Annotated in this window: 22 protein-coding genes and 4 pseudogenes; 12 read left to right on the forward strand and 14 right to left on the reverse strand. The window is 60.8% G+C overall.

Going from position 1 to position 24,406, the window contains the following annotated elements:
- Positions 1-527 precede the first annotated feature (527 nt).
- Entirely contained in the window at positions 528-680 is a 153-nt protein-coding gene (locus tag ACIGJG_RS32620; RefSeq protein ID WP_166487195.1) for a hypothetical protein, read from the forward strand.
- Here ACIGJG_RS32620 and ACIGJG_RS32625 read toward each other — a convergent pair.
- The 10 genes from ACIGJG_RS32625 to hpsN form a co-directional block, all read right to left on the reverse strand.
- Positions 655-2,133: an NAD(P)(+) transhydrogenase (Re/Si-specific) subunit beta gene (locus tag ACIGJG_RS32625; protein ID WP_220632196.1), complete on the reverse strand. Its 1,479-nt coding sequence runs from the start codon at positions 2,131-2,133 to the stop codon at positions 655-657. The genes ACIGJG_RS32620 and ACIGJG_RS32625 overlap by 26 nt on opposite strands.
- Positions 2,130-2,489 (reverse strand): NAD(P) transhydrogenase subunit alpha part 2, encoded by a 360-nt coding sequence (locus ACIGJG_RS32630; RefSeq protein ID WP_011295852.1) that lies wholly within the window; start codon positions 2,487-2,489, stop codon positions 2,130-2,132. The genes ACIGJG_RS32625 and ACIGJG_RS32630 overlap by 4 nt, the downstream gene beginning before the upstream one ends.
- Before the next feature lie 10 nt (positions 2,490-2,499).
- On the reverse strand, positions 2,500-3,618 hold the full coding sequence (locus tag ACIGJG_RS32635; RefSeq protein ID WP_220632195.1) for a Re/Si-specific NAD(P)(+) transhydrogenase subunit alpha: 1,119 nt from the start codon (positions 3,616-3,618) through the stop codon (positions 2,500-2,502).
- 88 nt (positions 3,619-3,706) lie between these two features.
- On the reverse strand, positions 3,707-4,723 hold the full coding sequence (locus tag ACIGJG_RS32640) for a Bug family tripartite tricarboxylate transporter substrate binding protein (RefSeq protein ID WP_483674146.1): 1,017 nt from the start codon (positions 4,721-4,723) through the stop codon (positions 3,707-3,709).
- Between the two features lie 488 nt (positions 4,724-5,211).
- Positions 5,212-6,387 carry a UxaA family hydrolase gene (locus ACIGJG_RS32645; protein WP_011295855.1) on the reverse strand — a complete coding sequence of 392 codons (1,176 nt, stop codon included), beginning with the start codon at positions 6,385-6,387 and terminating at the stop codon, positions 5,212-5,214.
- A gap of 58 nt (positions 6,388-6,445) precedes the next feature.
- Positions 6,446-6,727, reverse strand: a complete 282-nt coding sequence (locus tag ACIGJG_RS32650; protein ID WP_011295856.1) for a UxaA family hydrolase — start codon at positions 6,725-6,727, stop codon at positions 6,446-6,448.
- A 136-nt stretch (positions 6,728-6,863) separates the two neighbouring features.
- Positions 6,864-7,877, reverse strand: a complete 1,014-nt coding sequence (locus ACIGJG_RS32655; RefSeq protein WP_011295857.1) for a galactitol-1-phosphate 5-dehydrogenase — start codon at positions 7,875-7,877, stop codon at positions 6,864-6,866.
- A 56-nt stretch (positions 7,878-7,933) separates the two neighbouring features.
- Positions 7,934-9,286 carry an MFS transporter gene (locus tag ACIGJG_RS32660; protein WP_220632193.1) on the reverse strand — a complete coding sequence of 451 codons (1,353 nt, stop codon included), beginning with the start codon at positions 9,284-9,286 and terminating at the stop codon, positions 7,934-7,936.
- 112 nt (positions 9,287-9,398) lie between these two features.
- Complete coding sequence (hpsO, locus tag ACIGJG_RS32665) at positions 9,399-10,181, reverse strand: (S)-sulfopropanediol 2-dehydrogenase HpsO (protein WP_011295859.1); 783 nt, start codon at positions 10,179-10,181, stop codon at positions 9,399-9,401.
- 2 nt (positions 10,182-10,183) lie between these two features.
- Complete coding sequence (gene hpsN, locus ACIGJG_RS32670; RefSeq protein WP_011295860.1) at positions 10,184-11,494, reverse strand: sulfopropanediol 3-dehydrogenase; 1,311 nt, start codon at positions 11,492-11,494, stop codon at positions 10,184-10,186.
- A gap of 225 nt (positions 11,495-11,719) precedes the next feature.
- Between hpsN and ACIGJG_RS32675 the strand changes: the two genes are divergently transcribed.
- Positions 11,720-12,730, forward strand: a complete 1,011-nt coding sequence (locus tag ACIGJG_RS32675; protein ID WP_483674147.1) for a LacI family DNA-binding transcriptional regulator — start codon at positions 11,720-11,722, stop codon at positions 12,728-12,730.
- 142 nt (positions 12,731-12,872) lie between these two features.
- Here ACIGJG_RS32675 and ACIGJG_RS32680 read toward each other — a convergent pair.
- Together ACIGJG_RS32680 and ACIGJG_RS32685 are read right to left on the reverse strand one after the other, a co-directional pair.
- Positions 12,873-12,989 (reverse strand): annotated as a pseudogene (locus ACIGJG_RS32680) (IS30 family transposase); the annotation flags it as partial.
- Between the two features lie 3 nt (positions 12,990-12,992).
- Positions 12,993-13,438, reverse strand: a pseudogene (locus ACIGJG_RS32685) (transposase); the annotation flags it as partial.
- Between the two features lie 173 nt (positions 13,439-13,611).
- Between ACIGJG_RS32685 and ACIGJG_RS32690 the strand changes: the two are divergent.
- Positions 13,612-13,803 (forward strand): annotated as a pseudogene (locus tag ACIGJG_RS32690) (IS5/IS1182 family transposase); the annotation flags it as partial.
- Between the two features lie 26 nt (positions 13,804-13,829).
- On the opposite strand, the gene ACIGJG_RS32695 reads toward ACIGJG_RS32690, so the two are convergent.
- A protein-coding gene (locus tag ACIGJG_RS32695; protein WP_483673311.1) for an IS3 family transposase occupies positions 13,830-14,995 on the reverse strand; the annotation gives its coding sequence in 2 pieces (ribosomal slippage) (positions 13,830-14,731 and positions 14,731-14,995; 1,167 coding nt in all).
- A 67-nt stretch (positions 14,996-15,062) separates the two neighbouring features.
- Here ACIGJG_RS32695 and ACIGJG_RS32700 point away from each other — a divergent pair.
- A pseudogene (locus tag ACIGJG_RS32700) lies at positions 15,063-16,328 on the forward strand (IS1182 family transposase); the annotation flags it as partial.
- Positions 16,329-16,587: 259 nt separating this feature from the next.
- On the opposite strand, the gene ACIGJG_RS32705 reads toward ACIGJG_RS32700, so the two are convergent.
- The gene (locus tag ACIGJG_RS32705) at positions 16,588-17,202 is read right to left on the reverse strand and encodes a TetR/AcrR family transcriptional regulator (protein ID WP_011295862.1); all 615 of its coding nucleotides are present in this window, start codon (positions 17,200-17,202) and stop codon (positions 16,588-16,590) included.
- Positions 17,203-17,313: 111 nt separating this feature from the next.
- On the opposite strand from ACIGJG_RS32705, the gene ACIGJG_RS32710 reads away from it, so the two are divergent.
- Genes ACIGJG_RS32710 through ACIGJG_RS32745 form a run of 8 tightly spaced genes read left to right on the forward strand, consistent with a single transcriptional unit; the run spans position 17,314 to position 24,280 of the window.
- Positions 17,314-18,606, forward strand: coding sequence for an NAD(P)/FAD-dependent oxidoreductase (locus tag ACIGJG_RS32710; protein WP_483674148.1), 1,293 nt, complete (start codon positions 17,314-17,316; stop codon positions 18,604-18,606).
- Positions 18,603-19,364: a DUF1365 domain-containing protein gene (locus ACIGJG_RS32715; RefSeq protein WP_220632189.1), complete on the forward strand. Its 762-nt coding sequence runs from the start codon at positions 18,603-18,605 to the stop codon at positions 19,362-19,364. Before ACIGJG_RS32710 ends, ACIGJG_RS32715 begins: the two co-directional genes overlap by 4 nt.
- A 30-nt stretch (positions 19,365-19,394) precedes the next feature.
- Positions 19,395-20,639 (forward strand): class I SAM-dependent methyltransferase, encoded by a 1,245-nt coding sequence (locus tag ACIGJG_RS32720; protein WP_483674150.1) that lies wholly within the window; start codon positions 19,395-19,397, stop codon positions 20,637-20,639.
- Between the two features lies 1 nt (position 20,640).
- Positions 20,641-21,195 carry a chalcone isomerase family protein gene (locus ACIGJG_RS32725; RefSeq protein ID WP_483674151.1) on the forward strand — a complete coding sequence of 185 codons (555 nt, stop codon included), beginning with the start codon at positions 20,641-20,643 and terminating at the stop codon, positions 21,193-21,195.
- Positions 21,192-22,487, forward strand: a complete 1,296-nt coding sequence (locus tag ACIGJG_RS32730) for an MFS transporter (protein ID WP_483674152.1) — start codon at positions 21,192-21,194, stop codon at positions 22,485-22,487. The genes ACIGJG_RS32725 and ACIGJG_RS32730 overlap by 4 nt, the downstream gene beginning before the upstream one ends.
- Positions 22,484-23,020 (forward strand): DUF3833 domain-containing protein, encoded by a 537-nt coding sequence (locus tag ACIGJG_RS32735; protein ID WP_483674153.1) that lies wholly within the window; start codon positions 22,484-22,486, stop codon positions 23,018-23,020. The genes ACIGJG_RS32730 and ACIGJG_RS32735 overlap by 4 nt, the downstream gene beginning before the upstream one ends.
- 10 nt (positions 23,021-23,030) lie before the next feature.
- The gene (locus ACIGJG_RS32740) at positions 23,031-23,825 is read left to right on the forward strand and encodes an SDR family NAD(P)-dependent oxidoreductase (protein WP_483674154.1); all 795 of its coding nucleotides are present in this window, start codon (positions 23,031-23,033) and stop codon (positions 23,823-23,825) included.
- Complete coding sequence (locus ACIGJG_RS32745) at positions 23,822-24,280, forward strand: nuclear transport factor 2 family protein (protein WP_483674156.1); 459 nt, start codon at positions 23,822-23,824, stop codon at positions 24,278-24,280. Before ACIGJG_RS32740 ends, ACIGJG_RS32745 begins: the two co-directional genes overlap by 4 nt.
- Positions 24,281-24,406 lie beyond the last annotated feature (126 nt).

A 24,406-nucleotide genomic window follows, 5' to 3' on the forward strand; every position in this document is an offset into this window, starting at 1 on the left:
ATTCGCGAGCACAAGGTGTCCCCTACACATCATTTCACATGATGTGCAAATTATGGGCGGACAATAATTATTCCAGCGCCATAATTCGCCATAACTGGATCATGGACACAAAGGGTCACTTACCGCCGACGATGCCCGAAGTCGTGGCCATTCCGCTGCCGGCAAGATGGGCGGCGGGCGCCAGCCCCCCTTCCGCTGGCTTCGATGTGAAGTTTCCAAGTAAACGCATCAAATGGCTCTTTTGCGTGGAAACGTCAGTCCGTGATCTGGAGCCGACCATCGGCGCTGGAGAGAGGTCAAAAGGCGAGAACCGGCGCCCACTTTCAGACTGAGTTCGGCCACTGACAGCCAGCGATCTACGCTCGGCGAACGAGCGCTTTCCTGAGCTGCCGCAACCAGCGACAGGCCCCCTATTCGACGAAGACTTGGCGTCGCCACGTGTGATTGAATCCCTATTTGCGACTTCGGCCATGGCATAAAAGGCGACGGGACATGGCCTGTCGCCCCTGCCTCTAACTGGTCCACATGTGACGAAGACCGCTGACTACGTCGCCGAGCTAGCCGAGCGCGAAGGCATCGAGTATTCGGCCACCTTTATAGACCAATGGGCGGCTGCCGTTGCCAATGTCTTGGGCGACACGATCGTGCCCGACGCTACGGACGATCTGCCACTGCCTTAAACATGTCCTCGACCACCTTCTTGGCGTCGCCGAACACCATCATGGTCTTGTCCATATAGAACAGTTCGTTGTCCAGCCCGGCGTAGCCGGCGGCCATCGACCGCTTGTTCACGATGATGGTCTTGGCCTTGTACGCCTCCAGGATCGGCATGCCCGCGATCGGCGACCTCGGATCAGTCTTGGCCGCCGGGTTCACCACGTCGTTGGCGCCCAGCACCAGCACCACGTCGGCCTGGCCGAACTCGCTGTTGATGTCTTCCATTTCGAAGACCTGGTCGTAGGGCACTTCGGCTTCGGCCAGCAGCACGTTCATGTGGCCCGGCATGCGGCCCGCCACCGGGTGGATCGCGTACTTCACGGTCACGCCCTTTTCGTGCAGCTTCTCCGTCAGTTCCTTCAGCGCGTGCTGGGCACGGGCGACGGCCAGACCGTAGCCCGGCACGATAATGACCGTCTCGGCATTGCCCATCAGGAACGCTGCGTCGTCGGCGGAGCCGGACTTCACGTTGCGCTGGGCCTGTGCGCCGACTGCGCCGGCTGCCGCCCCGTCACCGCCGAAGCCGCCCAGGATCACGTTGAAGAACGAGCGGTTCATCGCCTTGCACATGATGTACGAGAGGATGGCACCGGACGAACCCACCAGCGAGCCGGCGATGATCAGCATCGGGTTGTTCAGCGAGAAGCCGATGCCCGCCGCCGCCCAGCCCGAGTAGGAGTTCAGCATCGACACCACCACCGGCATGTCGGCGCCGCCGATCGGAATGATGATCAGCACGCCCAGCACGAAGGCGATGGCCAGCATGACCAGGAACGGCAGCCATTCCTGCGTCATGAAGAACGCGATGCCGAAGCCGACCATGGCGACGGCCAGCGCCAGGTTCAGCATGTGCTGGCCCGCGAACACGACCGGTGCACCCTGGAACAGGCGGAACTTGTAGCGCCCGGCCAGCTTGCCGAACGCGATCACCGAACCGGAGAAAGTGATGGCGCCGACGAAGCAGCCGATGAACAGCTCGATACGGTTGCCCATCGGGATCTCGTGTGAGCCCGCCGCCGCGATGCCAAAGGCTGCTGGCTCCGCCACGGCTGCCACCGCGATGCACACCGCGGCCATGCCGATCAGCGAGTGCATGGCCGCGACCAGTTCGGGCATCTTGGTCATCTCGACCTTCTTCGCCACATAGGCGCCGATGCCGCCGCCAACGACCAGCCCCGCGAGAATCAGCGCCAGGCCGGAACCTGCACCCGTGCCAGCGCCAGCCGCGAGGAACTCGCTCTTGAGCTTGGCGATCAGCGCCACCGTGGTAAGCGCTGCTACCGCCATACCGATCATACCGAAGGCGTTCCCCTTGCGGGCCGAAGCCGGATGCGACAGGCCCTTCAATGCCTGGATGAAGCAGACCGACGCACCCAGGTAGAACAGTGTCACCATATTCATGAACAGGGCATTCATCGCGGCATCTCCACCAGTTCGCCGCCGGCATGCGGGGCCTTCGCGTTGCCTTCGGCTTTCACCTTGGGCGCCTTCTTGCGGAACATCTCGAGCATGCGCTGCGTGACCAGGAAGCCGCCGAACACATTGACCGCGGCCAGTGCCACGGCCAGCGTGCCCATGGTGCGGCCCACGCCGCCTTCGGTCAGGCCGGCCGCCAGCATGGCGCCGACGATGATGATGGCCGAGATCGCATTGGTTACCGCCATCAGCGGCGTATGCAGGGCGGGCGTGACTGTCCAGACCACGTGGTAGCCCACGTAGATCGCCAGCACGAAGATGATCAGATTGATCACCGTGTGGTTCACCATTTCCATCGAACTCTCCTTAACAGGCCAATGCCTCTTCTTCCCGCCGTGTCATCAGGCAGGCGGCGACGATGTCATCTTCGAGGTTCAGCGTGAACTGGCCCTCCTTGTCGATGACCAGCTTGAGAAAGTCCAGCACGTTGCGGGCATAGAGCGCCGAGGCGTCGGCCGCGACCATGCTGGCCAGGTTGGTGTGACCGACGAAGGTCACCCCATGGCGCTCGACCACTTCATCGGCCACGGTCAGCGGGCAGTTGCCGCCTTGCGCGGCCGCGAGATCCACCACCACCGAGCCCGGTTTCATCTCCCGCACGGTCGCTTCCTGCAGCAGCACGGGTGCCTGGCGACCGGGGATCAGCGCGGTGGTGATGATGATGTCGGCCTGCCTGGCGCGCTCGTGCACCAATTCGGCCTGGCGGCGCATCCAGTCCGGCGGCATCGGCCGGGCATAGCCGCCCACGCCCTGCGCGATTTCGCGCTCTTCATCGGTGATGAACGGCACGTCCAGGAACTTGCCGCCGAGCGATTCGATCTGCTCCTTCACCGCCGGGCGCACGTCGGACGCCTCGATCACCGCGCCCAGGCGTTTGGCCGTGGCGATGGCCTGCAGGCCGGCCACGCCGGCGCCGAGGATCAGCACGCGCGCCGCCTTTACGGTGCCCGCGGCGGTCATCAGCATCGGCATGAAGCGCTGGTAGTAGTGCGCGGCCACAAGCACGGCCTTGTAGCCTGCGATATTGGCCTGCGAGGAGAGCACGTCCATGCTCTGCGCGCGCGTGGTGCGCGGCGCAGCTTCGAGCGCGAATGCCGTGATGCCGGCAGCCGCCATGCGCGCCTTGTTTTCGGCATCGAACGGATTGAGCATGCCCACCAGCACGGCACCCGGCTTCATCTGCGCCAGTTCGTCTTCGTCCGGCGAGCGGACCTTCAGAACGAGTTCCGCGCCGAAGGCTTGGGCCGCCGTGCCGATGTGGGCGCCAGCGCTTTCGTAGGTGCCGTCGGGCAAGCTGGCGCGCAAGCCGGCGCCGGACTGCACTGTGACCTTGTGGCCCTGTGCGACATACATCTTCACCGTCTCCGGGGTGGCGGCGATTCGAGTCTCGCCGACTCGTGTTTCCTGCGGGATGCCGATGTGCACGTTAATTTCCTGTCGTGATTACGTTAAGCCTCAGCAACAGACCGGCTTCCCGGCCAGCCTTGCTCCTTAGTTACCGGCGACTTGCCTTTCACTCAACTCTTATGTGCTTCTCTTTAATGAGCTTTGCCCACCGCGTCACTTCCGAGCTAAAGTACTCAGCGAACGGCGGCCCGTCCTGAGGTGCCGGCGTAAAGCCCGCCGCGATAATACGATTGCGTACGGTTTCAGATGCCAACATGCGGGAGACGGAGGTGGCAACCTTGTCGACAATAGTGCGAGGCGTACCCGCGGGCATCATCAAACCGGTCCAGTTTTCGACAATCAAGTCCGGATAGCCTGCCTCAGCTACGGCTGGCACATCAGGCAGCAGCGGATGACGCTCGCGCGTGGTCACCGCCAATGCGCGCAGCTTGCCAGACTTCACAAATGCCAGCGACTCTGGGAAATTGGAGAAGACCACGTCGATCTGGCCGCCGATCAGATCCGTCATCGACGGCGCACCGCCCTTGTATGGCACATGGGTGAAGCTCGTCTTGCTCTGGCTTTCGAACAGCGCGAGGGTTAAGTGCGGTGGCGTTCCGTTCCCGCTGGAGCCAGCATTCAGCCGCGATTTCTGAGCCCCGACGGCCAAGTCTTTCAGCGATGTGATCGGCGAATTTGCCGGCACCACGACAACCATGGGGGACGATGCCACGCGCACCACTGGCACCAGATCCTTCTGCATATTGAACGGCAGCGTGGGAAACAGCGTGACATTCGCCGCGTGTGTTAGCGTCACTGCAAGCCATGTGTAGCCGTCCGGAGGCGCCTTGGCTCCCTGGTCTGCGCCGATGTTCGCGTTGCCTCCCGGCTTGTTGTCGACAATGATCGGCTTCTTCCACTCCTCCGCTAATTGCTGGCCTACCAGGCGCGCGATGAGATCGGTGAGTCCGCCGGCCGCGAATGGAACGACATACCGTATGGGCTTTTCCGGGTAGTTTGTCGCGGCATTTCTTTGTGCCGCGGCCCTAATAGGACTCAACCCAGACAGGGCTATTGCCGCAGTCAAGGCAGAGAGGGCGCAGGAAAAGCGCCTGCGCCCGCTGCAGGTCAAGCGTCGATCCATTGTTCCGTCTCCATTGTTGTCATCAGCCCGTCTGTCGCAGGCCCATTTGGAATGGGAAACTTCAGCACTCGACATCGACAGCCCGCCTAAACCCACGAGCTAACGCTCATAGCTTATCGGGAGCTTCGAGGCCGCTCTGCGTTACTCTTCCATCACCAATCTTCGGTGCGTGCCTAGGATCTTCCGCGTTCATGCCTAGCGAAGCTTCCTCGACCAGTAAGTCTTGCGGAGCACCACGGCTGGCGGCCGGCGTCGACATCGATACAGTCCCTGACGCCGAAAGACCGACTACCGTGTGTGCTCCCGCGCAGACAGCAGCCCGGCATCTAGCTGGGAGGCCATACAACGATCAGCGCCCGGGCGCCATTAGGAATCTCGGTCAGGCTGTTGTGCTTGCCGGATTTGCTTGGCTCGTTCGTAAGTCGAAGCGGGGCGTCAGCGCCTGCCCTGCGAAGGGATTCACATCTTCACTGATGCAGGCGGCTGCGTTACGCGGACTCGTGGATGCGGGTCAGCACGAACTCACGGTGGCCGAGCGCTTCGGCCGCGGTCCAGCGGCCATTGACAGTCTCCAGCATGCACTCGAGCAGCTTGTCGCCAGTCTGGTCCAGCGTCTGTTCGCGTTGCAGCAGCCCCGAGCAGTCCACGTCCATGTGCTCGCTCATGAGACGCACCGTACGCGGGTTGGCGCACAGCTTGATCACGGGGACGATTGGGTTGCCAATCACGTTGCCTTGGCCGGTCGGGAAGAAGTGGACGACGTAGCCGGCGGCGGCGCAGAGCGTGACCATTTCGGCTGCGGCTGATGATGAGTCCATGAACCAGAGGCCCGGATGGGTCGGCTCTTCGGCCTTATCCAATACGCCATCGACGGTGCACTTCTTACCGATCTTCTGGATGTTGCCGAGCGCTTTCTCTTCGATGGTGGTCAGGCCGCCGGCAATATTTCCCTTGGTCGGCTGGGACTCGGACAGGTCCGAGGTCTTCCAGCGGTCGATCATGCCCTGGTAGCGCTCGAACATTTCCATGAACTTATTGCGCACGTCATCGTTGGCGCAACGGGCGGCGACGATGTGCTCGCCGCCAGTCAGCTCCGAGGTCTCGCCGAACACCAGCGTGGTACCAAGCGGATGGAGCTTGTCAAAGGCATTGCCGACGGTCGGGTTGGCACCGCAACCGGAAGTGGTGTCCGACTCGCCGCACTTGGTCGACACCCACAGTTCGCTGATCGGGCACTCCACGCGTTGCAGCGTCGTGGCGTATTGCACGAATTCCTTCGCCGCTTTCGACGCCCGCATGATGGTTTCGTGGTCGCCGTGGCCCTCGATGCCAAAGCCAACCACCGGTTTGCCGGTCTTGGCGATGCCATCAACGACTTTCTTCGTCCACCCGTCTTCGATACCGATCACTACTACCGCAGCAACGTTCGGGTTGCTGCCCGCGCCAATCAAGGTGCGGAAGTGCAGATCGAGGTCCGGACCGAACTGCAGGCGGCCGTACGGATGAGGGATAGCCATCGTGCCCTTGATGGCAACAGCGACGGCTTCGGCGGCGGCATTGGACAGGTCATCCAGCGGAAGGATGATGACGTGGTTGCGAACGCCCACGCGACCGTTGTCGCGGCGGTAGCCCCAGAAAGTGGTGTTTTGGTCAATAACGGACATGACGTGGTCCTCGGATGCTTTGATTAAAGGTGGATTCGGAGGGATGCGGTGGTACTGCTTACCAGCGCTTGGTCTTGATGTTGTGAACGTGAGCGTGTTCACCAGCCTTAATCGGCGCGACAACCTTGCCGATGTCAATGCCGTACTTGTAAACCGTCTCGTTCACGTCCATGTCGCGCAGCGCAACCTTGTGGCCGATGGGGATCGGCTGGAGCGCGGTAACGGTGATGACCTTGTCCTCGTCCATGATCCAGGCGTTCAGCTTGGTGCCCGGCTCAATCCCCTCGACCACAGCCACCGCGACGGTGTCCTTGGCGTCATGCAGTACTACGTGAATCATCTTTGTCTCCTTCGTGTCGGTCGTCGATGAAATAAATATTAGGTAGCCAACTCATCCATGTAAACTAGCTCATATATATGAGTTGGCTGGGTAAAAAAATTACTGTTGCGTATGTCGTTACGGGTTGGGTGCCGTCTTAGGCGAGCTCAGGAATCAATACAACCTTCCCCGCCGCCACACGACCCGCAGCGAGATCAGCAAAGGCGGCCGGGCCATCTGCCAAGGAACGGGTCTCTACCCACTCCAGCGAGCCAAAATTGCCTTGCTCCAGTGCCCGAACTGTGGCGTGCATGTCGGACATCGTGTAGGTGTAAGTTCCCAGCAGCGTCAACTCGGCAAGGGTCAGTTTGCGCATATCGATCTCGCTCGACCACGCCTGCAAGCCGATATGCATGACAACACCCCCAGGTCGCGTCGCGGCAATGGCAAGGTTCCGGGTTGGAGCGGCACCAACCGCATCAATGACAACGTCGAACGCGGATTCGGGTGGCGGACTGACCGTTGGATCGATCACCTCGCATCCAAGATGCCGGCTTACCGACGCCTGTCGGAGGGCATTGGTCTCTGCGACGCAGACACGTTTGCAGCCGTAAGACGTCACTAGGGCAGCGGTCAGCATGCCAATTGCTCCGCCGCCGATGATCAGCACGCTCACCTCCGGCAAGGGCCGACTCATCGCTCGCATCGTGAGGTTGACGGCATGAAGCGCGGTAGCCGCTGGCTCGGTCAGCGCTGCGCTGACGCTCGGCAGCGTGTCAGGAATCGGAATTGCGCAGCGAATCGGGATCGCAAGATACTCCGACAGCGCGCCGGGCCGGTTCATGCCAACCATGCCGCGATTGGCGCAGAGATTGTCACGTCCCTGGAGGCAGTAGTCACAGTGACCGCATGTAACGAGTGGGTTCGCTGTCACACGCTGACCGACGGGCATGCGAGCTTCATCGGAAGAGGCAATGACAGTACCCGCAAACTCATGGCCGAGCACCAGCCCTGGCTTGCGACGGGGATCGTGACCATGGTAGGCGTGGAGATCCGAGCCGCAAATGCCGCTGGCATCGATGCGCAACAGAATCTCACCTGGCTCCAGGTCCGGCATGTCTCGGTCCAGTACCTCGACGGCGTCCGGTTGGGTATAGACGATGGCTTTCATGGGTGTACCTAATCCTGAATCGGGTGTTAATGCAGGTGATGAAGCGAAGCAGCGCGTTAGCCATGGACCTTCGACGGCGCCAGGCTTACGCGGTTGGCGTGCGCCGACCGAAAGGCAATCCACATCGTGCAGGCGGCGCTCATGATGCCGACTCCCAGCACGTATGCGCACAGATACCAGGGCTCCCCGTCCGCCTTGGCGTTAAGCCAGGTGGCGATGATCGGCGTCAGACCTCCCGCAAACACCCCGGCAAACTGATAGACAAAGGAAATGCCGGTATAACGAACGCGAGGATCGAACACTTCTGAGAACATCGACGACATCGTGCCGAATACCGCCGCGTGAAAGATACCGAACGGAATGATGATCGCCGCCCACACCAGCAGCACATTGCCCCCGGAATGTTGCATCAGCCAGAATGCAGGGAAGGCCGAAAGACCTGCGAGCAGCGCGCCAGTACCGTAGACGATGGGCCGCCCGACACGGTCGGACACGGCGCCCCACAGCGGAATGAAGAACGTCATCACACCGGCACCGATCAGCACGCCCAGCAACGCTTGATCACGGGAGAGCTTCAACGTCTGCGTGAGGTAGGCCAGCGAGAACACACCAAACACATTGAAGAAGACGCCATCGATGAAGCGAGCGCCCATGCAGGCAAGCACAACGGCGGGATAGCGACGAAGCATGGCCAGGAATGGAAGTCCGGGGGCTTCTTCGTGGTCATGTTGGGCAGCCGCGAATTCCGGGGATTCCTCCACATGTGAGCGCATGTACGAACCGATCAAGACCATCACTGCGCTAAGCATGAAAGCAATGCGCCAGCCCCATGCGAGGAAGTCCTTATCTGACAACAGCAGTGACAAGATTGCAATGACACCGCTTGCCAGTACCAGCCCGAGGGACATGCCAGTCTGCGGCAGACTCGCAAAGAATCCGCGACGGTGGCTTGGCGCGCTCTCGAAGGTCATCAGTACCGCGCCGCCCCACTCGCCACCGAGGCCAATCCCCTGCGCAACCCGACATACCAGCAGCAGGATCGGCGCCCAGACACCAATCTGCTGATAGGTGGGAATCAGGCCAATGGCGGTAGTCGCGACACCCATGATCATCAGCGTCAGCACCAGCATGCGCTTGCGACCGAGGGTATCGCCGAAGTGTCCGAAGATCACGCCCCCGAGTGGCCGCGCCACAAAGCCCGCCGCGAAGGTTGCATAGGCGAGCAGCGTGCCTACCACGGGATCCGCTGAAGGGAAATACAGCTTGTTGAACACAAGGCCGGCTACCACCCCGTAAAGGAAAAAGTCGTACCACTCAACCATCGCGCCAATCGTGCTCGACGTAACAACCTGCCGCAGTTTTCGCGCCGCGTCCTGTGCGGACTGCGCCGCCGTTGCCTGCTTCGTCATGCTTGTCTCCTAATTCGTCTTGTCCCGTGGTTGCGCCTCAGAGGCGCTATTTTGGGTACGGGCAGCGGTGAGGACTTTTGCCGCGCGCTGCCCTTGTGGGTTACCGCTTTACTTACCGCGCCGTGTAGCCTCCGTCCACCATGAAGGTCTGGCCGGTGATGTACGCTGCCATGTCGCTAGCCAGGAAGGCGACCAACCCGTGCAGGTCCGCAAGCTCGCCGTTGCGCCCGATACAAGTACGGCTGGCGTGATACTCCGTAAGACCGGCATCCGCGAACACAGGACCGGTCAGCGCTGTCGGGAAGAAGCCCGGACCAATGGCGTTGCATGTGATCCCGTGTCGAGACCACTCTTCGGCAATCGCTCGCGTGAGTTGGACGATGCCGCCTTTTGCCGCGCCATACGGCGCGCTATTGGCGAAGGCACGGTATGACTGCAGGGAAGCGATATTCAGTATGCGTCCCCACCCCTGAGTCTGCATCGCGGGTGCCAGCGCCTGCGTCAGGAAGAATGGCGCACCGAGATGGGTATCGAGTTGAAGCCGCCACGAAGACGGCGTGACGCTTGCATACGTTTCACGCAGGTTCATTCCCGCCGCATTGACGAGGATATCGATCGTGCCATGTTGCTGTTGCAGAGCGTCTGCTGCAGCCGGAATGGCATCGAGATCGGATACGTCAAATACGTGTGTATCGACTGCGATTCCCATGGCGTCGAGGCGGGATGCCGCAGCATCGAGCTGGGACTGGCGTCTCGCCGCGAGAATCACTCGCGCGCCAGCCTGGCCCATCGCGGTGGCAATGGCCTCTCCGATCCCGGAGCTGCCACCTGTCACGAGCGCCTGCCGTCCTGAAAGATCAGGCACAAGCCTCCCTGCATTTTGCAGTCCGGTCATCGTTACACCTCCACCGGCGTGCCCATTTCGAAGGACGCGTTCGGGAAGTACTTCGCCATGCGGTCATCCGCGGTACGGGCGTGCGCTTCCATGCCTTCGAGCCGCGAGATGCGAGCTGTCACCTGGCCGATCTGGCGGGTCGCTTCACGCGTCATTTGTTGCCACGTCAGCGTCTTCATGAACTTGTGCACGGACAGTCCGCCGGAGTAACGCGCGGCGCCCTTGGTCGGAAGCACGTGGTTGGGCCCACTGGTTTTGTCGCCGAACGCCACGGTGGTTTCCTCACCGAGGAAGAGCGAGCCGTAGCAGGTCAGATTCGCCAGCCACCAGTCGAGATCCGCTGTGTGGACTTCCAGATGCTCGGAGGCATAACGGTCGGAGATCTCCACCACCTCTTCCCGGGTGCCGCACAGGATCACCTCGCCGTAGTCTCTCCAGGCGGCGGTGGCTGCATCGCGGGCGGTCGGGGGAAGCTTGGCAATCAGTTCCGGAACCAGCGCCATGACACGGTCGGCCAGATCGCGCGAAGTGGTGAACAGCCAGGCAGGCGATTCATGGCCGTGCTCGGCTTGTCCGACAAGATCGCTGGCGACGATGGCCGGGTCGGCCGTCTCATCGGCGATGACGGCGACTTCCGACGGCCCGGCGAACACGTCAATGCCGACTTGGCCGTAGAGGGAACGCTTGGCCTCTGCCACGAACTTGTTGCCAGGGCCCACCACCACATCGGCCGGCTTGCCAGTGAAGAGACCATAGGCCATGGATGCGATCGCCTGCACCCCGCCCAGTGCCATGATGACGTCCGCGCCTGCCGCCTGGAAGGCGTAAAGGACGTGCGGATGGATGCCTTGTCCGCGGAACGGGCTCGAGCACGCGACGACAGTCTTGACACCGGCAGCCTTGGCCGTCGCCACGCCCATATACGCTGATGCGATGTGCGCATAACGCCCGGCGGGCGCGTAGCAGCCGACCACATTGACTGGCAGCACGCGTTGTCCCGCAGTGACGCCCGGATGGAGTTCCACGGAGAACTCTTTCAGGGATTCGCGCTGCGCCAGTGCGAAGTCGGTGACCTGCCGAATGGCGAAGTCGATGTCGGCGCGCACGCCTGCCGGCACGTCCTTGGTCTGCTCTCGGATCTGATCGGGCGTAAGCACAATGTCGCCACTCCAGCCGTCCAGTTGTTTGGCGTACTGACGCACGGCGTCTTTACCGCGCGCCTGAATCTCGGCAAGCATCTCTGTCACAACCTTCTGTGCCGTCGCCGTTTCGGTCTGGGGCGTCTTTTCCGCTTTTTTCAGATACGAGATCATTTCTGCAAGTCCTCAGGTTGGGTATAGGGATGTAAGCGCTTTCATTTTTTCCGACCGCCTCCCCAAGCCGGTGGTTTTTTTGAATGAAAGCGCTTTCATGCAAAGAATAGCTCGTACACGACGGACCGCAAGAAAGGGTTTTCCCCGAGGTTTGTCTGCACCTGAGTTGTAGTCGCTACAGCACCCCGCAGAGATGGGCGACAATAGGGCACTGGACGGGGAGCAATGAAAGTGCCTAAAACGAAACTTGAAGATGTAGCGAGGCTAGCCGGCGTCTCCATGGCGACAGTCTCGCGGACACTCTCCTCACCTTCGTTGGTGCGTGAAGATACTTTGGCGCGCGTACGGCATGCCATTCAGGCACTGGGATATGTCCCCGACGCTTCTGCCCGGGCGTTAGCTTCCGGTCGATCCCGCACCATCGCAGCGGTTGTGCCCACTCTGGACAACGCCATCTTCTCGCATGCCATCCAGGGGATGCAGGGTGTGTTGGCCGCGAACGGCTACCAACTCCTTCTTGGCTCCCACAACTACGACCCTCAAACCGAGATAGATGTCGTCCGTGCATTGTCGGAGCGCGCCGTCGATGCCATGGTTCTTGTCGGCGCCGACCACGCTCCTGAAACGCTTTCAGTCCTACGGCAATCGGGCACGCGGACTATTATCACTTGGGCGTTGTCGAACGACTACCCTTGCATTGGGTTCGATAACTTTGAAATCGGAGCGCTCGCGGCCAGATACCTGTTCGATCTTGGGCATCGGCACTTCGGCATGATTTCTGGTATCTCGCGGAACAACGATCGCGCACGATTACGCACTGAAGGCTTCGTCAATACTTTGCGCGCTCTGCGTGCCGAAATCATTCCGGGCGCGGCCTGCGAGCAGCCTTACTCGTTTGCCGGAGGCCGTACCGGATTGCGAAACATACTTCGCGATGCATCGACCAGGCCAACGGCGGTCTTTTGTGGCAATGACGTCCTAGCGCTCGGCTGTCTGTTCGAGGCAACAGCGCTAAACCTCAAAGTACCTGACGAGCTTTCGATCGTTGGCTGCGATAACTTGCCGATTTCGGCTGAGGTCACGCCGGGCCTCACAACCGTAGCGTTGGAAAGTAGCTTGTTGGGCAAGAAAACTGCGGAAGCTCTATTGCGATGGCTCCAGGACGGCACCGAACCGGGCCGTACGGAGATGCCTATATCACTGATTCAGCGCGGCACTGCGGCTCCGCCTTCGTGAATCGATGGTAGACACGGATCAGGCTCTGCAACGGTTCCACGTGCCAACCTGGCTCAGCTATCTCACTTCTTGCAGATTCAGGCCTATTCCCTTTGTTCGTCCGCCGATTATGCCGGGCGAACGGCGGCTGTATCTCGCGGATTCAACCGGTCGATGCAACGTACTGGTGAAACCTTTCAGCCGGCGTATCGAAGTTCAACGTCTTGCGAGGGCGCTCGTTTAGTCGCCTGGCTACGGCGTTGAGTTTCGCTTGCGAATATGCTGGGGACCACTGCAGCCTCAGCTTGCCGGCGACGACCTGCGCCAGCACCCGGTTCCTGACAAGCTTACAGAGCTTCGGGCGACGCGCTCGCTCCCAGTCCAGTGCATCGGCCTGGCTCGCACGATAGCTCTGCCGCCCCCATTGCGCTCGAGCTCACGGCTAATGGTAGACGGAGCGCGATTCAGCCGCGATGCAATGGCCCGAATCGAAAGCCCTAACGCCAGCGAGCGCGATATCTCCTCACGCTCGGCAAACGTCAACGCTCGCGCGGCGCGATGGCGTTGTGCTGGTCGAATGCCTCCCGCGTCCGACAAGATCCTCTGGACTGAAGAGTGCCCGCGATCAAATAACCTGGCGATCTCATGAATCGTATCTCCCTTGCGCCAGCGATCCCACATGAGTGCCTTCTGCGCCTCGGAATAATAGATCCTCGGCCTCTGCTTCATTTGCAACACCTCCACTGCTCACACAGATTCTAGATGTTGCATCGACCGGTTGATTCCGCACTCGGAAGCGGTCATTACGGTCTCCTAAATCCGGAAGGCGGCTATGGGTCGAGGCTGTGTGAAAACGGTTCGATCACCTAGACTGGATCAACGCATTCAGATTGGGGGACCGGATGAAGCGATTCATAGAGGGAGAAGACCGCAAGCAAGCTACGCTGCTTCCAGAATGCCTCGATGATTTCATCGCCGAGGATAACCCCGCCAGGATCATCGACGCGTTCGTTGAAGAGTTGGATCTCGAGTCGCTCGGGTTCGAAGGTGCCAATCCTTCGACTACAGGTCGCCCCTCATATCATCCTGAGGTGTTCTGTCTAGAGCGGACACGTCTGGTTCATGCTGCAGCTAGTCGATTGAGGTAGCTTGCAGCGACTTCGCCTGGCGTTTGGTACCCCAACTTGGAATGCCGCCGTTGGCGATTGTAAAAAATTTCAATGTACTCACGAACAGAGGCCATGGCTTCCATCCGGGTGGCATACCGATGGTGGTACACCAGCTCTGCTTTCAGACTGCCCCAGAAGCTTTCCATGGGCGCATTGTCGTAGCAATTTCCCTTGCGTGACATCGATGCCTGCATGCCGAACTGCGCCAGCAACCTGCGATAGCCGTGAGCACAGTATTGGCTACCCCTGTCCGAATGATGTATCAGGCCGGGCCGCGGCCGCTTGCTACGCACCGCCCGGAACAGCGCCTCGCCTACCAGTTCCTGTGTCATTCTGGGCCCCATCGCGTAGCCCACGATCTCGCATGTGTACAGGTCCTTGATTCCTGCCAGGTACAACCACCCCTCGTCGGTTGCGATATACGTGATGTCAGTCACCCACGCGGCGTTTGGCCTGTCGGCTTCAAACTTCTGCTCCAGTAGGTTGGGCGCCACTGGCAGATTATGTGCCGAGCGCGTTGTCGCCACGAATCGACGCTTTTGCCGACACCGAATCCCCATCTCATTGCGCAGTCGGGCCAGCCGGTCACGACCGACCATGAATCCATCGCCAGCCAGTTCTCGCTGCAGGCGCCGCGTGCCATACGTCTGACGCGTGCGCTTGTGGGCCGCCCGGATCGCCAGATGCAACCGCTCCTGTTCCGGACTGAGCCCGTGAGGTCTGTGCGTCCAGTCGTAATAACCACTGCGCGAGACTCCCAATACCCGGCACATCATCTTCACCGGATACACTTCTCGCCATTGCCTCACGAACGCGTACCGGGCAGTGATTCCCTGGCGAAGTACGCTGCGGCTTTTTTTACAATATCGCGCTCCAGCTTCGCTTCTGCCAGCTCCTTGCGCAGCCTCGCATTCTCCGCCGCCAGCTCCGCCACTGTCACGCCTCCTGGTGCCGCTGTTGCTCCAGGCGCTTTGGCTCTCAACACCCAATTCGTCAACGTGCCCTTCGGAATCCCAAGACGCTGGGCGGCCGACTGCAGCGTCAGCCCCTGTTCCAGCACCAGTCTCACGGCCTCTGCCTGAAACTCTTCCGTGTACGTCTGTCTTGCCTTGCTCATCTTCGCGCGCTCCTGATCCACGATCTTAATCTAAGGACCAGGCGTGTCTGTCTCGATCAGGCTACCTCATCCTGCCGTCCTGTTGAAGATTTACATCTATGGCTACCTCAACCGAGTCCAGTCCAGCCGCCGTCTGGAGCGCGAGTGCCAACGCAATATAGAACTGATGTGGCTTACCGGCCGACTGGCGCCGGACTTCAAGACGATTGCAGACTTCCGCAGGGATAACAGCACGGGCATTCGCAATGTCTGCCGTCGTTTCATAGTTCTGTGCCGCGATTTAAAGTTGTTCTCGCAGGCCCTGGTCGCCATCGACGGCAGCAAGTTCAAGGCAGTCAATACTCGGGACCGCAATTTCACGGCTGGCAAAGTCGACAAACGCCAGCAGCAAATCGAGGAAAGCATCCAGCGGTATCTGAGCGCGCTGGAGACTGCCGATCGCACGCAGCCGGCGGAGATGGAACTCAAGACAACTCGACTGCGCGAGAAGATTGCGCAACTGCGTCAGCAGATGCATAGCCTTGGCCAGATAAAGGAAGAGCTCAAGACACTTCCAGATGGTCAGATCTCGATGACCGATCCTGATGCGCGTTCGATGGCGACAAGTGGCAAGGGCTCCGGAATGGTCGGCTACAACGTACAGATGGCCGTAGATGCCAAGCACCATCTGATCGTCGCTCATGAAGTCACCAATATTGGCAATGATCGGGCGCAACTGAGTTCGATGGCTCGAGCCGCTCGCGATGCGATGGGTAAGACCAGGCTTAAAGCCATAGCTGATCGTGGCTACTTCAGCGCGCAGGAGATCAAGGCATGCGCGGATACGGGAGTTGCTGCCATCTTGCCCAAGCCAACGACGTCCAGCGCGAAGGCGGGAGGTCGATTTGATCGGGCGGACTTCATCTACATTGCCCGGGACGATGAATATCAATGTCCCGCCGGTGAACGTGCGATATACCGCTTCACCAGAGAAGAACATGGACTGCAGCTACGCCGCTATTGGAGTAGTGCCTGTCCTCAGTGCACCATGCGATCTCACTGCACGCCGAGTCCGTACCGGCGCATCTCCAGATGGGAGCATGAGGAAGTGCTGGAGGCCGTCCAGCGCCGGCTCGACAAGACGCCGGATGCAATGACGGTTCGTAGGCGAACCGTCGAGCATGTCTTCGGAACCTTCAAACATTGGATGGGCTACACGCACTTCCTGACGCGCACGCTACCGAATGTAGGTACTGAAATGAGCCTGCATGTTCTGGCGTACAACCTGAAGCGCGTCCTTCGAATTCTCGGGTTCTCGAAAACAATGAAGGCAATGCGCCTGGTGGGTGCGTAAGCACCCATTTGCGCCCAAAAAATGGGCTGAAGATCGCCCTCAGGAGCTCACTAGCGCTGTTCGCACCCGTTACGGCGTCGTCCCATGACCAGATTGGCCGAAAATTCGATAAGACAGGCTACGCCCCGGAGGAGACGCGCATTAGTCCGATTCGAGAGACGTTTCCACACGGCCTCGGTCGGAAGCCGTCTCCGGCTCTATTCACCCAGCGGTCGAGAAGACCGTGTCGCTCTCTTCATTACCCGCAGGCTTTTAGCGACTAGGCGCGTGCGGCGATCCCATGGAAACACACATCGAGCATATGCGCGACGATTCGCTCGTCATCCAATTTTGCATATAGACGCAGGTATTCGACCGCAGGATCACACGTCCGCGAATAATAGGAGAACAAAATCACATCGTCTGGCAGTGCGGCATCCAGATCGCCACTCTTTTTTGCCTCGCCTACCAGCCCCTTCAAGATGCCGTTGAGCTTGAATACGCGCGTTACGTAGCCGAGGTTGTGCGTTAGCATTTCGCGCACATGCGGGCTGGTGGATGGCAGGAACGGCAGGCCACCTTCCAGTCGTACGCGCAGCGCCCACGCAAGGAGCGCGCGCAACCGCCCCATTGCGGTTTCCTGCTGCGGCAGTTGCTCCAGGAAGTCGATGGCGCCATCGATGAGTCGGATCATCGCAGCGCCCACGAGGTCGTCCTTGGACTTGAAATGCTTATAAAGAATGGGCTTCGATATGCCCACCTCGCCGGCGACATCGTCCATCGTCATCAGGTCGAACCCCTTATCCGCCAGGATGCGCGTGGTCGCATCCAGAATCGCGTCCTCGCGTAAGCGAAAGGTTTGGTCCTTGAAGCTGAGCTTGCCCAAAATACCCATTTGTAAATTTCGTTACTATGCAGTAACCTTCTTTCCGAGACAGTAGGGGTATGTTAGCACCCCCGCTCCAAACCGCATCAACAACCGCCAAAAAAGCCAGAAAGGTGCAGCGTGAGCGCATATTCGGTCACTCAGAAGGGACTGCGGATTGCCGTTGTAGGCGCTGGGATTTCGGGCCTGGCGACCGCCTGGATGCTCTCGCGGGACCACGCCGTCACGCTTTTCGAGGCGGGCCACTATCTGGGCGGGCATACCAATACGGTTGACGTCACGCTGGAGGGTTTCACCTGTCCCGTGGACACGGGGTTCCTGGTGTTCAACGACCGCACCTATCCCAATCTCGTGTCGATGTTCGAGGCGCTGGGTGTGCGTTCTCACGCGAGCGATATGTCCTTCGCCGTTTCGCTTGACGATGGGCGCCTCGAATGGGCCGGCAGCAATGTGAGTACGGTGTTCGCGCAGCGACGCAACGCGTTTTCCCCAACATTCCTCGGAATGCTCCGGGACATCGTACGGTTCAATGGCGCCGCGCAAACACATCTGGCGTTCGCTGAACACAGCGGCTGCTCTCTGGGAGATCTGCTGCAAGCAGGCCAGTACGGGCAACCCTTTCGTCAGCACTACTTGCTGCCCATGGCATCCGCCATCTGGTCCTGCGCGACCGCCGACGTGATGCGCTTCCCTGCCTCGACGTTCCTGCGCTTTTGCATGAATCATGCGCTCCTGCAGGTCCGCAACCGGCCGCAGTGGCGCACCGTCGCCGGCGGCGCCCGCCAATACGTGAACCGGATTGCCAGCCATCTCAATGATGTTCGCCTTGGGGTTGCCGTGCGCGCGGTGCGCCGCGATGAAGCCGGTGTGGCTGTCATGACCGATGAAGGCACATCACGCTTCGATACCATCGTGTTCGCCACGCACGCGCCCGATACGCTGCGGATGCTAGCCGACGCATCACCCGCCGAACGTGATGTACTGGGCAGCGTGCGCTACGCGTCCAATGTCGCGATCCTGCACACAGACGCCACGCTTTTGCCTCGTCGTCAGCGCGTATGGTCAGCCTGGAACTACCTGGGCCGCCAGCACGGTGACGCTCAACGTGCGGTCTGTGTGAGCTATCTGCTCAACCAGTTGCAGCCGCTGCCGTTTCGCTCGCCCGTCGTCGTTACCCTGAACGCGTTTCGCGAGCCTGCGCCTGGCACGGAACTGCGCCGCTTCCACTACGCCCATCCCGTGTTCGACCTCGCGGCCATTGCGGCACAGCAACGGCTGCCCGCTCTGCAAGGCGAACGACGGACCTGGTACGCCGGCGCGTGGACCGGATACGGCTTTCACGAAGATGGCCTGAAGTCGGCCCTGCGGGTGGCCCGCGACTTCGGCGCCCTGCCAGCCTGGTCGCGACTATGATGCCTGCTGCATGGCTCCTGCGCTGCCGCGTCATGCACGAACGCCTGCGCCCCGCGCGCCATCGCTTCGTGTACCCCACCTTTTGCCTGCGTGTCGACATCGATGCGCTGCCGAACCTGCGGCGTTGGTGGTTTGGGGTCGACCATCCGCGGCTCGTGAGCCTTTACACACGCGACTACGGACCGCGCGATGGCACCGGGCTCGGCCGATGGATTCGGCCACGTCTGGCTGACCTGGGGCTGCCAGACGACGGACCGATCTGGTTGCAGACCTCGCCACGCATCTTCGGCTACGCCTTCAATCCGGTCAGCTTCTGGTATTGCTACGACAAAGCCGGTGCATTGCGGGCGCTTGTCGCCGATGTGAATAACACGTTCGGGGATCACCACGCCTACCTTGTCACCGCGCCGGACCTCGGCGCCATCCAGGCGTCCACCGTCCTCGCTACCCGAAAGTGCCTGCATGTGTCGCCCTTTAACACGGTGCAAGGACACTACGCCTTTCAGGTGCGCGAAACAGACGATGTAGCGCACGTCGGTATTGACTATTACGACGACAGCGGCGGCCTCGTGCTTCGTACGTCGATCGGTGGCCGCAAAGCACCTCTGACGCTGGGGGGCATGATGACAATCCTGGCAAGCCAGCCCTGGGCTGCTATCGCGGTCATTGTACGCATCCACTGGCAGGCCTTGCGTCTGTGGCGAATGTCGGTTCCGTTTCATGGAAAGCAACCACCTTCAGTACCGCCTGTCGGCTAACTCCACCTCTGTCTGGCATCGCCCCTTCATATGAACCGCCTGCCTTCCAGCCAGCGTGCACTGCTACAACCTTGTATCCCCACCCTGCTGCCGTCCCGGACGTCCGTATTCGCCAGGATGTTCCTGGCCGCGCTCGACCGCCTGGCCGTGGGCCATCTGGTGCTACTACGGCCGGACGGGCAGGAGGCGATCTACGGCGATCCGCATCAGGCGCCGGGGGCTCGGCTGACGCTGCTGGACTGGCGCGCATGCGAAGCCGTCATGCGCGCTGGGGATATCGGCTTTGCTGAAGCCTACCGCGCCGGATGGGTCGACACCCCTGATCTGGTCGCCTTGCTGCATCTGGCCCTCGAGAATGAATCGGCCCTGTCAGGCGCCGTCCACGGAGGATGGCTGAGCCGCCGCTGGTATCAACTGCGACATCTTTTCCGCAGGAACACGCGCAACGGCAGCCGAAGGAACATCCATGCCCACTACGACCTGGGCAATCCGTTCTATGCCCTGTGGCTCGACGAAACCTGGAGCTACTCCGCAGCATACTTCGATGGTCGCAGCGCACGGTCGCTGGCAGAGGCACAGGAAGCCAAGTACGCGCATATCTGTGACGTGCTCGCGCTAGGGCCAGGCATGCACGTGCTGGAAATCGGGTGCGGTTGGGGCGGGTTCGCGTTACACGCGGCCAGGCGCGGCGTGCGGGTGCACGGCGTCACGATCTCCGCCGCCCAGCTCGCGATGGCCCAGTCGCGCGTCGAGCAGGCGGCCCTGACGGACCGTGTCAAGCTGGAGCTTCGCGACTATCGCGATCTGGATGGCACCTACGATGCCATCGTGTCCATCGAGATGTTCGAGGCAGTCGGAGAAGCCTACTGGCCCACGTTCTTCGATCAGATATCCCGAAGGCTTCGCCCGGAGGGCCAGGCGGTGGTGCAGTCAATCACGATCGATGACGCTCGCTTCAACGCCTATCGGCATAGCAGCGATGTTATCCGCGAGTACATCTTTCCCGGTGGAATGCTGCCAAGCCCTGAGCAATTTGCCCGGGCAGCCGACAGAGCCGGATTTTCGAGCTGCAAGGTGTTGGCCTTCGGCAAAGACTACGCCGAAACCCTCCGGCGATGGCGCGAGCAATTCGAAGCTCATGTGGAAGAGATTCTGACGCTTGGCTTTGATGAGGGATTCATACGCATGTGGCGGCTCTATCTTTGCTATTGCGAGGTCGGGTTCGACGCGGGCCGCACCGACGTCATGCAATTCCTTCTCACGCGCAAGGACTAGCATGGCCCGTCTGGCAGCCCTTGTTCTTGCATGCGCCGCGCTGCCCGGCATTGCCGCCGAGCCGTGTCGGGAAAGCTTGCCTGAAGCGCGGATGATCGGCCAGGGCGAGTATCGGTGGCTCGGACTGCGCGTCTATGTCGCGCAGCTCTGGATGGCCCGCGCACCAGTCTCCGGCGGCGCCGCGGCTGCCTCGAACTCGCCGGACGTACTACAAGCGCCGTTCGCGCTACGTCTCATCTACGCAAGAGACATCCCGAAGCAGCGCCTGGTGGAAACGAGCATCGATGAAATCCGCCGTATCTACGGCAATTCGTTGTCCGACACGACAACCGATCGTTGGCGCCATGCGCTTTCCCGCGTACTGGTCGACGTTCGCGCAGGAGACTGCCTGACCGGCGTGTACTCGCCGGCGCAGGGTGCGCGCTTCTACGCCAATGACCGTGAAACTGGCCGGTTCGACGATCCGGTCCTGGCCCACGCGTTCTTTGCCATATGGCTTGGCCCATCGACGCGGGATCCGGCATTGCGGCAGAAGCTCCTGGGACCGGCACGATGAACATACGCCCGGCTTCCCTCATCGCTTACGGCGCCCTTGGCCTGCCGCTTGCCATGGTCGCGCTGCCCATCTATGTCCTGGCCCCTGCCTATTACACCTCGCGCCTGGGCATGCCGTTGTCCACGGCGGGACTCGTCCTGATGCTCACCCGCCTTGTCGATACCGTGCAAGATCCATGCCTCGGGCGCTGGGCAGATGCGCTGGCGGGTAGCCGTCGCCTGCGCCCTGCGCTGTGGGCGACTTCCCTATGCCTCATCGCAGCGTTTGCGGCCTTATGGATGCCGCCGGTCTCAGGATGGGCATTGATGGCCTGGTTCGCCGCCGCCCTGGTCCTTGTCTACGCCACACACAGCTTTATGAATGTCGCTTACCTCGCGTGGGGCGCGAGCTTGGGGCTCAATTGCGACGCGTTGACGCGTGCAGCCGCGTGGCGAGAGGGTGCGGGCGTTCTCGGTGTCCTTATTGCCAGTGCGGGACCCGCCTGGCTGATGGAACGTGACGACCTGGCGCCGCGTAACGCCATGATTCCGTTCATCGCACTCTTTGCCATTCTGCTGATCGGCGCAGTCTGGTTGCTGCGCTTCGCCCCTCCCTGGCAAAGGATGCCACCCAGTCGGACCGGCCGATCGGGCCACCGCGGTCTCCGCCCCTTCATCGTTAGCGTAGCGAGGACCGTGCTGCACAACCCTTCGTTCCGCATGCTTCTGGTGCCCTATTTCCTGAATGGATTGTCTGTCGCAATACCGGCTACCCTCGCCGTCTTTTTCATTGAAGATCGGCTGGGGGCACCTCGATGGGTCACACCCAGTCTCGCGATATATTTTTCGGCTGCCGCGATGGGACTTCCAGTCTGGGTGGGGATTTCAAGACGGATTGGCCCTCAACGGGCGTGGCGTGCAGCAATATGGGTCGCCATCGCGGCGTTCGTGTGGGCGGCCACACTGGGTCGGGGAGATGTGGTGCCATTCCTGGTGATATGTGTCGCCTGTGGCTTTGCGCTGGGGGCCGATCTTGCGATACCGCCTGTCATTCTCGCGCAGTGCCTACCGGACGGCGAGGGGGCCGGCGCCTGCTTCGGTATCTGGACGCTGATAGGCAAGCTATGTCTGGCTATCTCGGCACTGACCCTGCCCGGCCTCGCCTGGCTTGGCTATGTGCCAGGCTTTCCCGCGACGGGTATCCCCGGCATGGCACTCGCCTTCACCTACGCAGGCCTTCCCTGCCTGCTCAAGTTGGGTGCGCTTTCCACATTGCAAATGCCATCACGCCTCGTATTGGAGGAACTTCAATGAGAGCCCTGAACGCCCTGGTTCTTGGCATCGCTACAAGCTTTGGCACGGCATGCAGTGCACCCGATGTGAGCCGGTACGCCCATGAGCGCCCAGTGCTGGAGATCACTCAGTTTTTTGGCGGCAAGACGGAAGCATGGGGAATGTTCCAAAAGCGCAATGGCGAAGTCGTCAAACGGTTCCATGTAGCCCTTGACGGGCGCATGTCACAGCAGCAGTTCGTCCTGCACGAAGCATTCCGCTACAGCGATGGCACGACACAGGAACGGACATGGACCCTCGATCACCAGCCCGACGGCACGTGGCAAGGCGAGGCGCCTGATATCGTTGGTGCAGCCATGGGAGAGGCCGCAGGCAATGTTCTGCGCTGGCGCTATACCATGCAACTGCCCGTCGATGGAAAGCTGTACGACGTGCAGTTCGACGACATGATGGTGCTTATCGATCCGCAGACGATGATCAACCGCGCCCGCGTCACGAAGTTCGGCTTTGAAGTTGGGCAGGTGACAATAATTTTTCGCCGCCCGCCTCCATAGGAATCCGGACATGGCTTTCGGTCTGCACCTCAACCCTCGGCTGCGCGACTGGCATGGCAAGCGCGTATGGCTGGTCGGCGCGTCAAGCGGAATAGGCGCAGCACTCGCCAAAGCATTGCTTGCAAAGGGGGCATGGGTCGCGGTTTCGGGCCGACGAACCGATGCCCTGCTCGCGGTGATCGAAAGCCATCCCAAAGGCGTCGTGCTCACCATGGATGTGCGCAGGCCGGACGACTGGAAGGCGACTCACGACGCGTTGTGCGAAGCGTGGGAAGGCGTGGATCTGGTTGTATTTTGCGCGGCCGACTACCGTCCGCTTCGCCCCTGGCAACTGGAAGCGCGGGAAGCGCACGACACGCTGGAGACCAACGTCTGTGGTGTCTATTACGGTCTAAGTGCCGTCCTGCCACGGATGCTTTCGCGGCGATCGGGCGGACTGGCCATTGTGGCAAGCGTCGCCGGGTACGTCGGGTTACCCAGCGCCACGCTATATGGCCCATCCAAGGCAGCCCTCATCAACCTTGCGGAACTGTTGTACGTCGAGCTCCATGCGCACGGACTGGGGGTCTACCTGATCAATCCCGGCTTCGTCAAGTCTCGTCTGACGGCGCGCAACGACTTCCGAATGCCGGCGCTCATGACGCCGGAGGGTGCCGCGGAAGCAATTGTCGCCGGACTGGAACGCGGTCGCTTCGAGATCGCGTTCCCACAACGCTTTACGCGTCTGGTTCGTCTGATCAGCCTACTGCCGTACCGCGTCAGCCTGGGGCTGCTACAGCGATTGACCCGCCACCATGAATCATGATGACCGACATGCCACACAATCAATTTGCCCATGCGCCGCGCACCCTTCCCGCGCTACTGGCATGGTATGGCGCGCTGTCGCCTTCGTCGCTGGAACGTCTGGACCTGTATTACGCGAGCCAGGCGCGCTTCTGTGATCCGTTCAACGAAGTCTGCGGCATCGCGGCCATCCGTACCGTCTTCGAGCATATGTTCGAGACCGTCGAGACACCTCGTTTTGCATTTCACACGAAGATGGGCAGCGGTGCACAAGCCTTTGTTGCATGGACATTCATGGGGAGAGTGCGCCAGCATGCCTTCGATGTTCCGGGCTGCACCCATTTGTCTTTTGACCAGGATGGCTTGGTCACAAGTCATCAGGATTTCTGGGACGCCGCCACGCTTTGGCGCCAATTGCCATTGATACGTTTCCCGGCGACATGGCTATGCAAACGCTTTTCTGCAAAGGTTGCATAGACCTTGACCATGCTTGCTCACAGACGCGTAGGAGCGGGCAAAATTCCGGCAGTGACACCACGCCAGTGGCCCTGACTGACCGACGCTCCGGGTTATGCCGAGGAATCGGCAGAACGCCGAGGACTG

The sequence above is a fragment of the Cupriavidus sp. C1SS-2L genome, assembly GCF_057073735.1.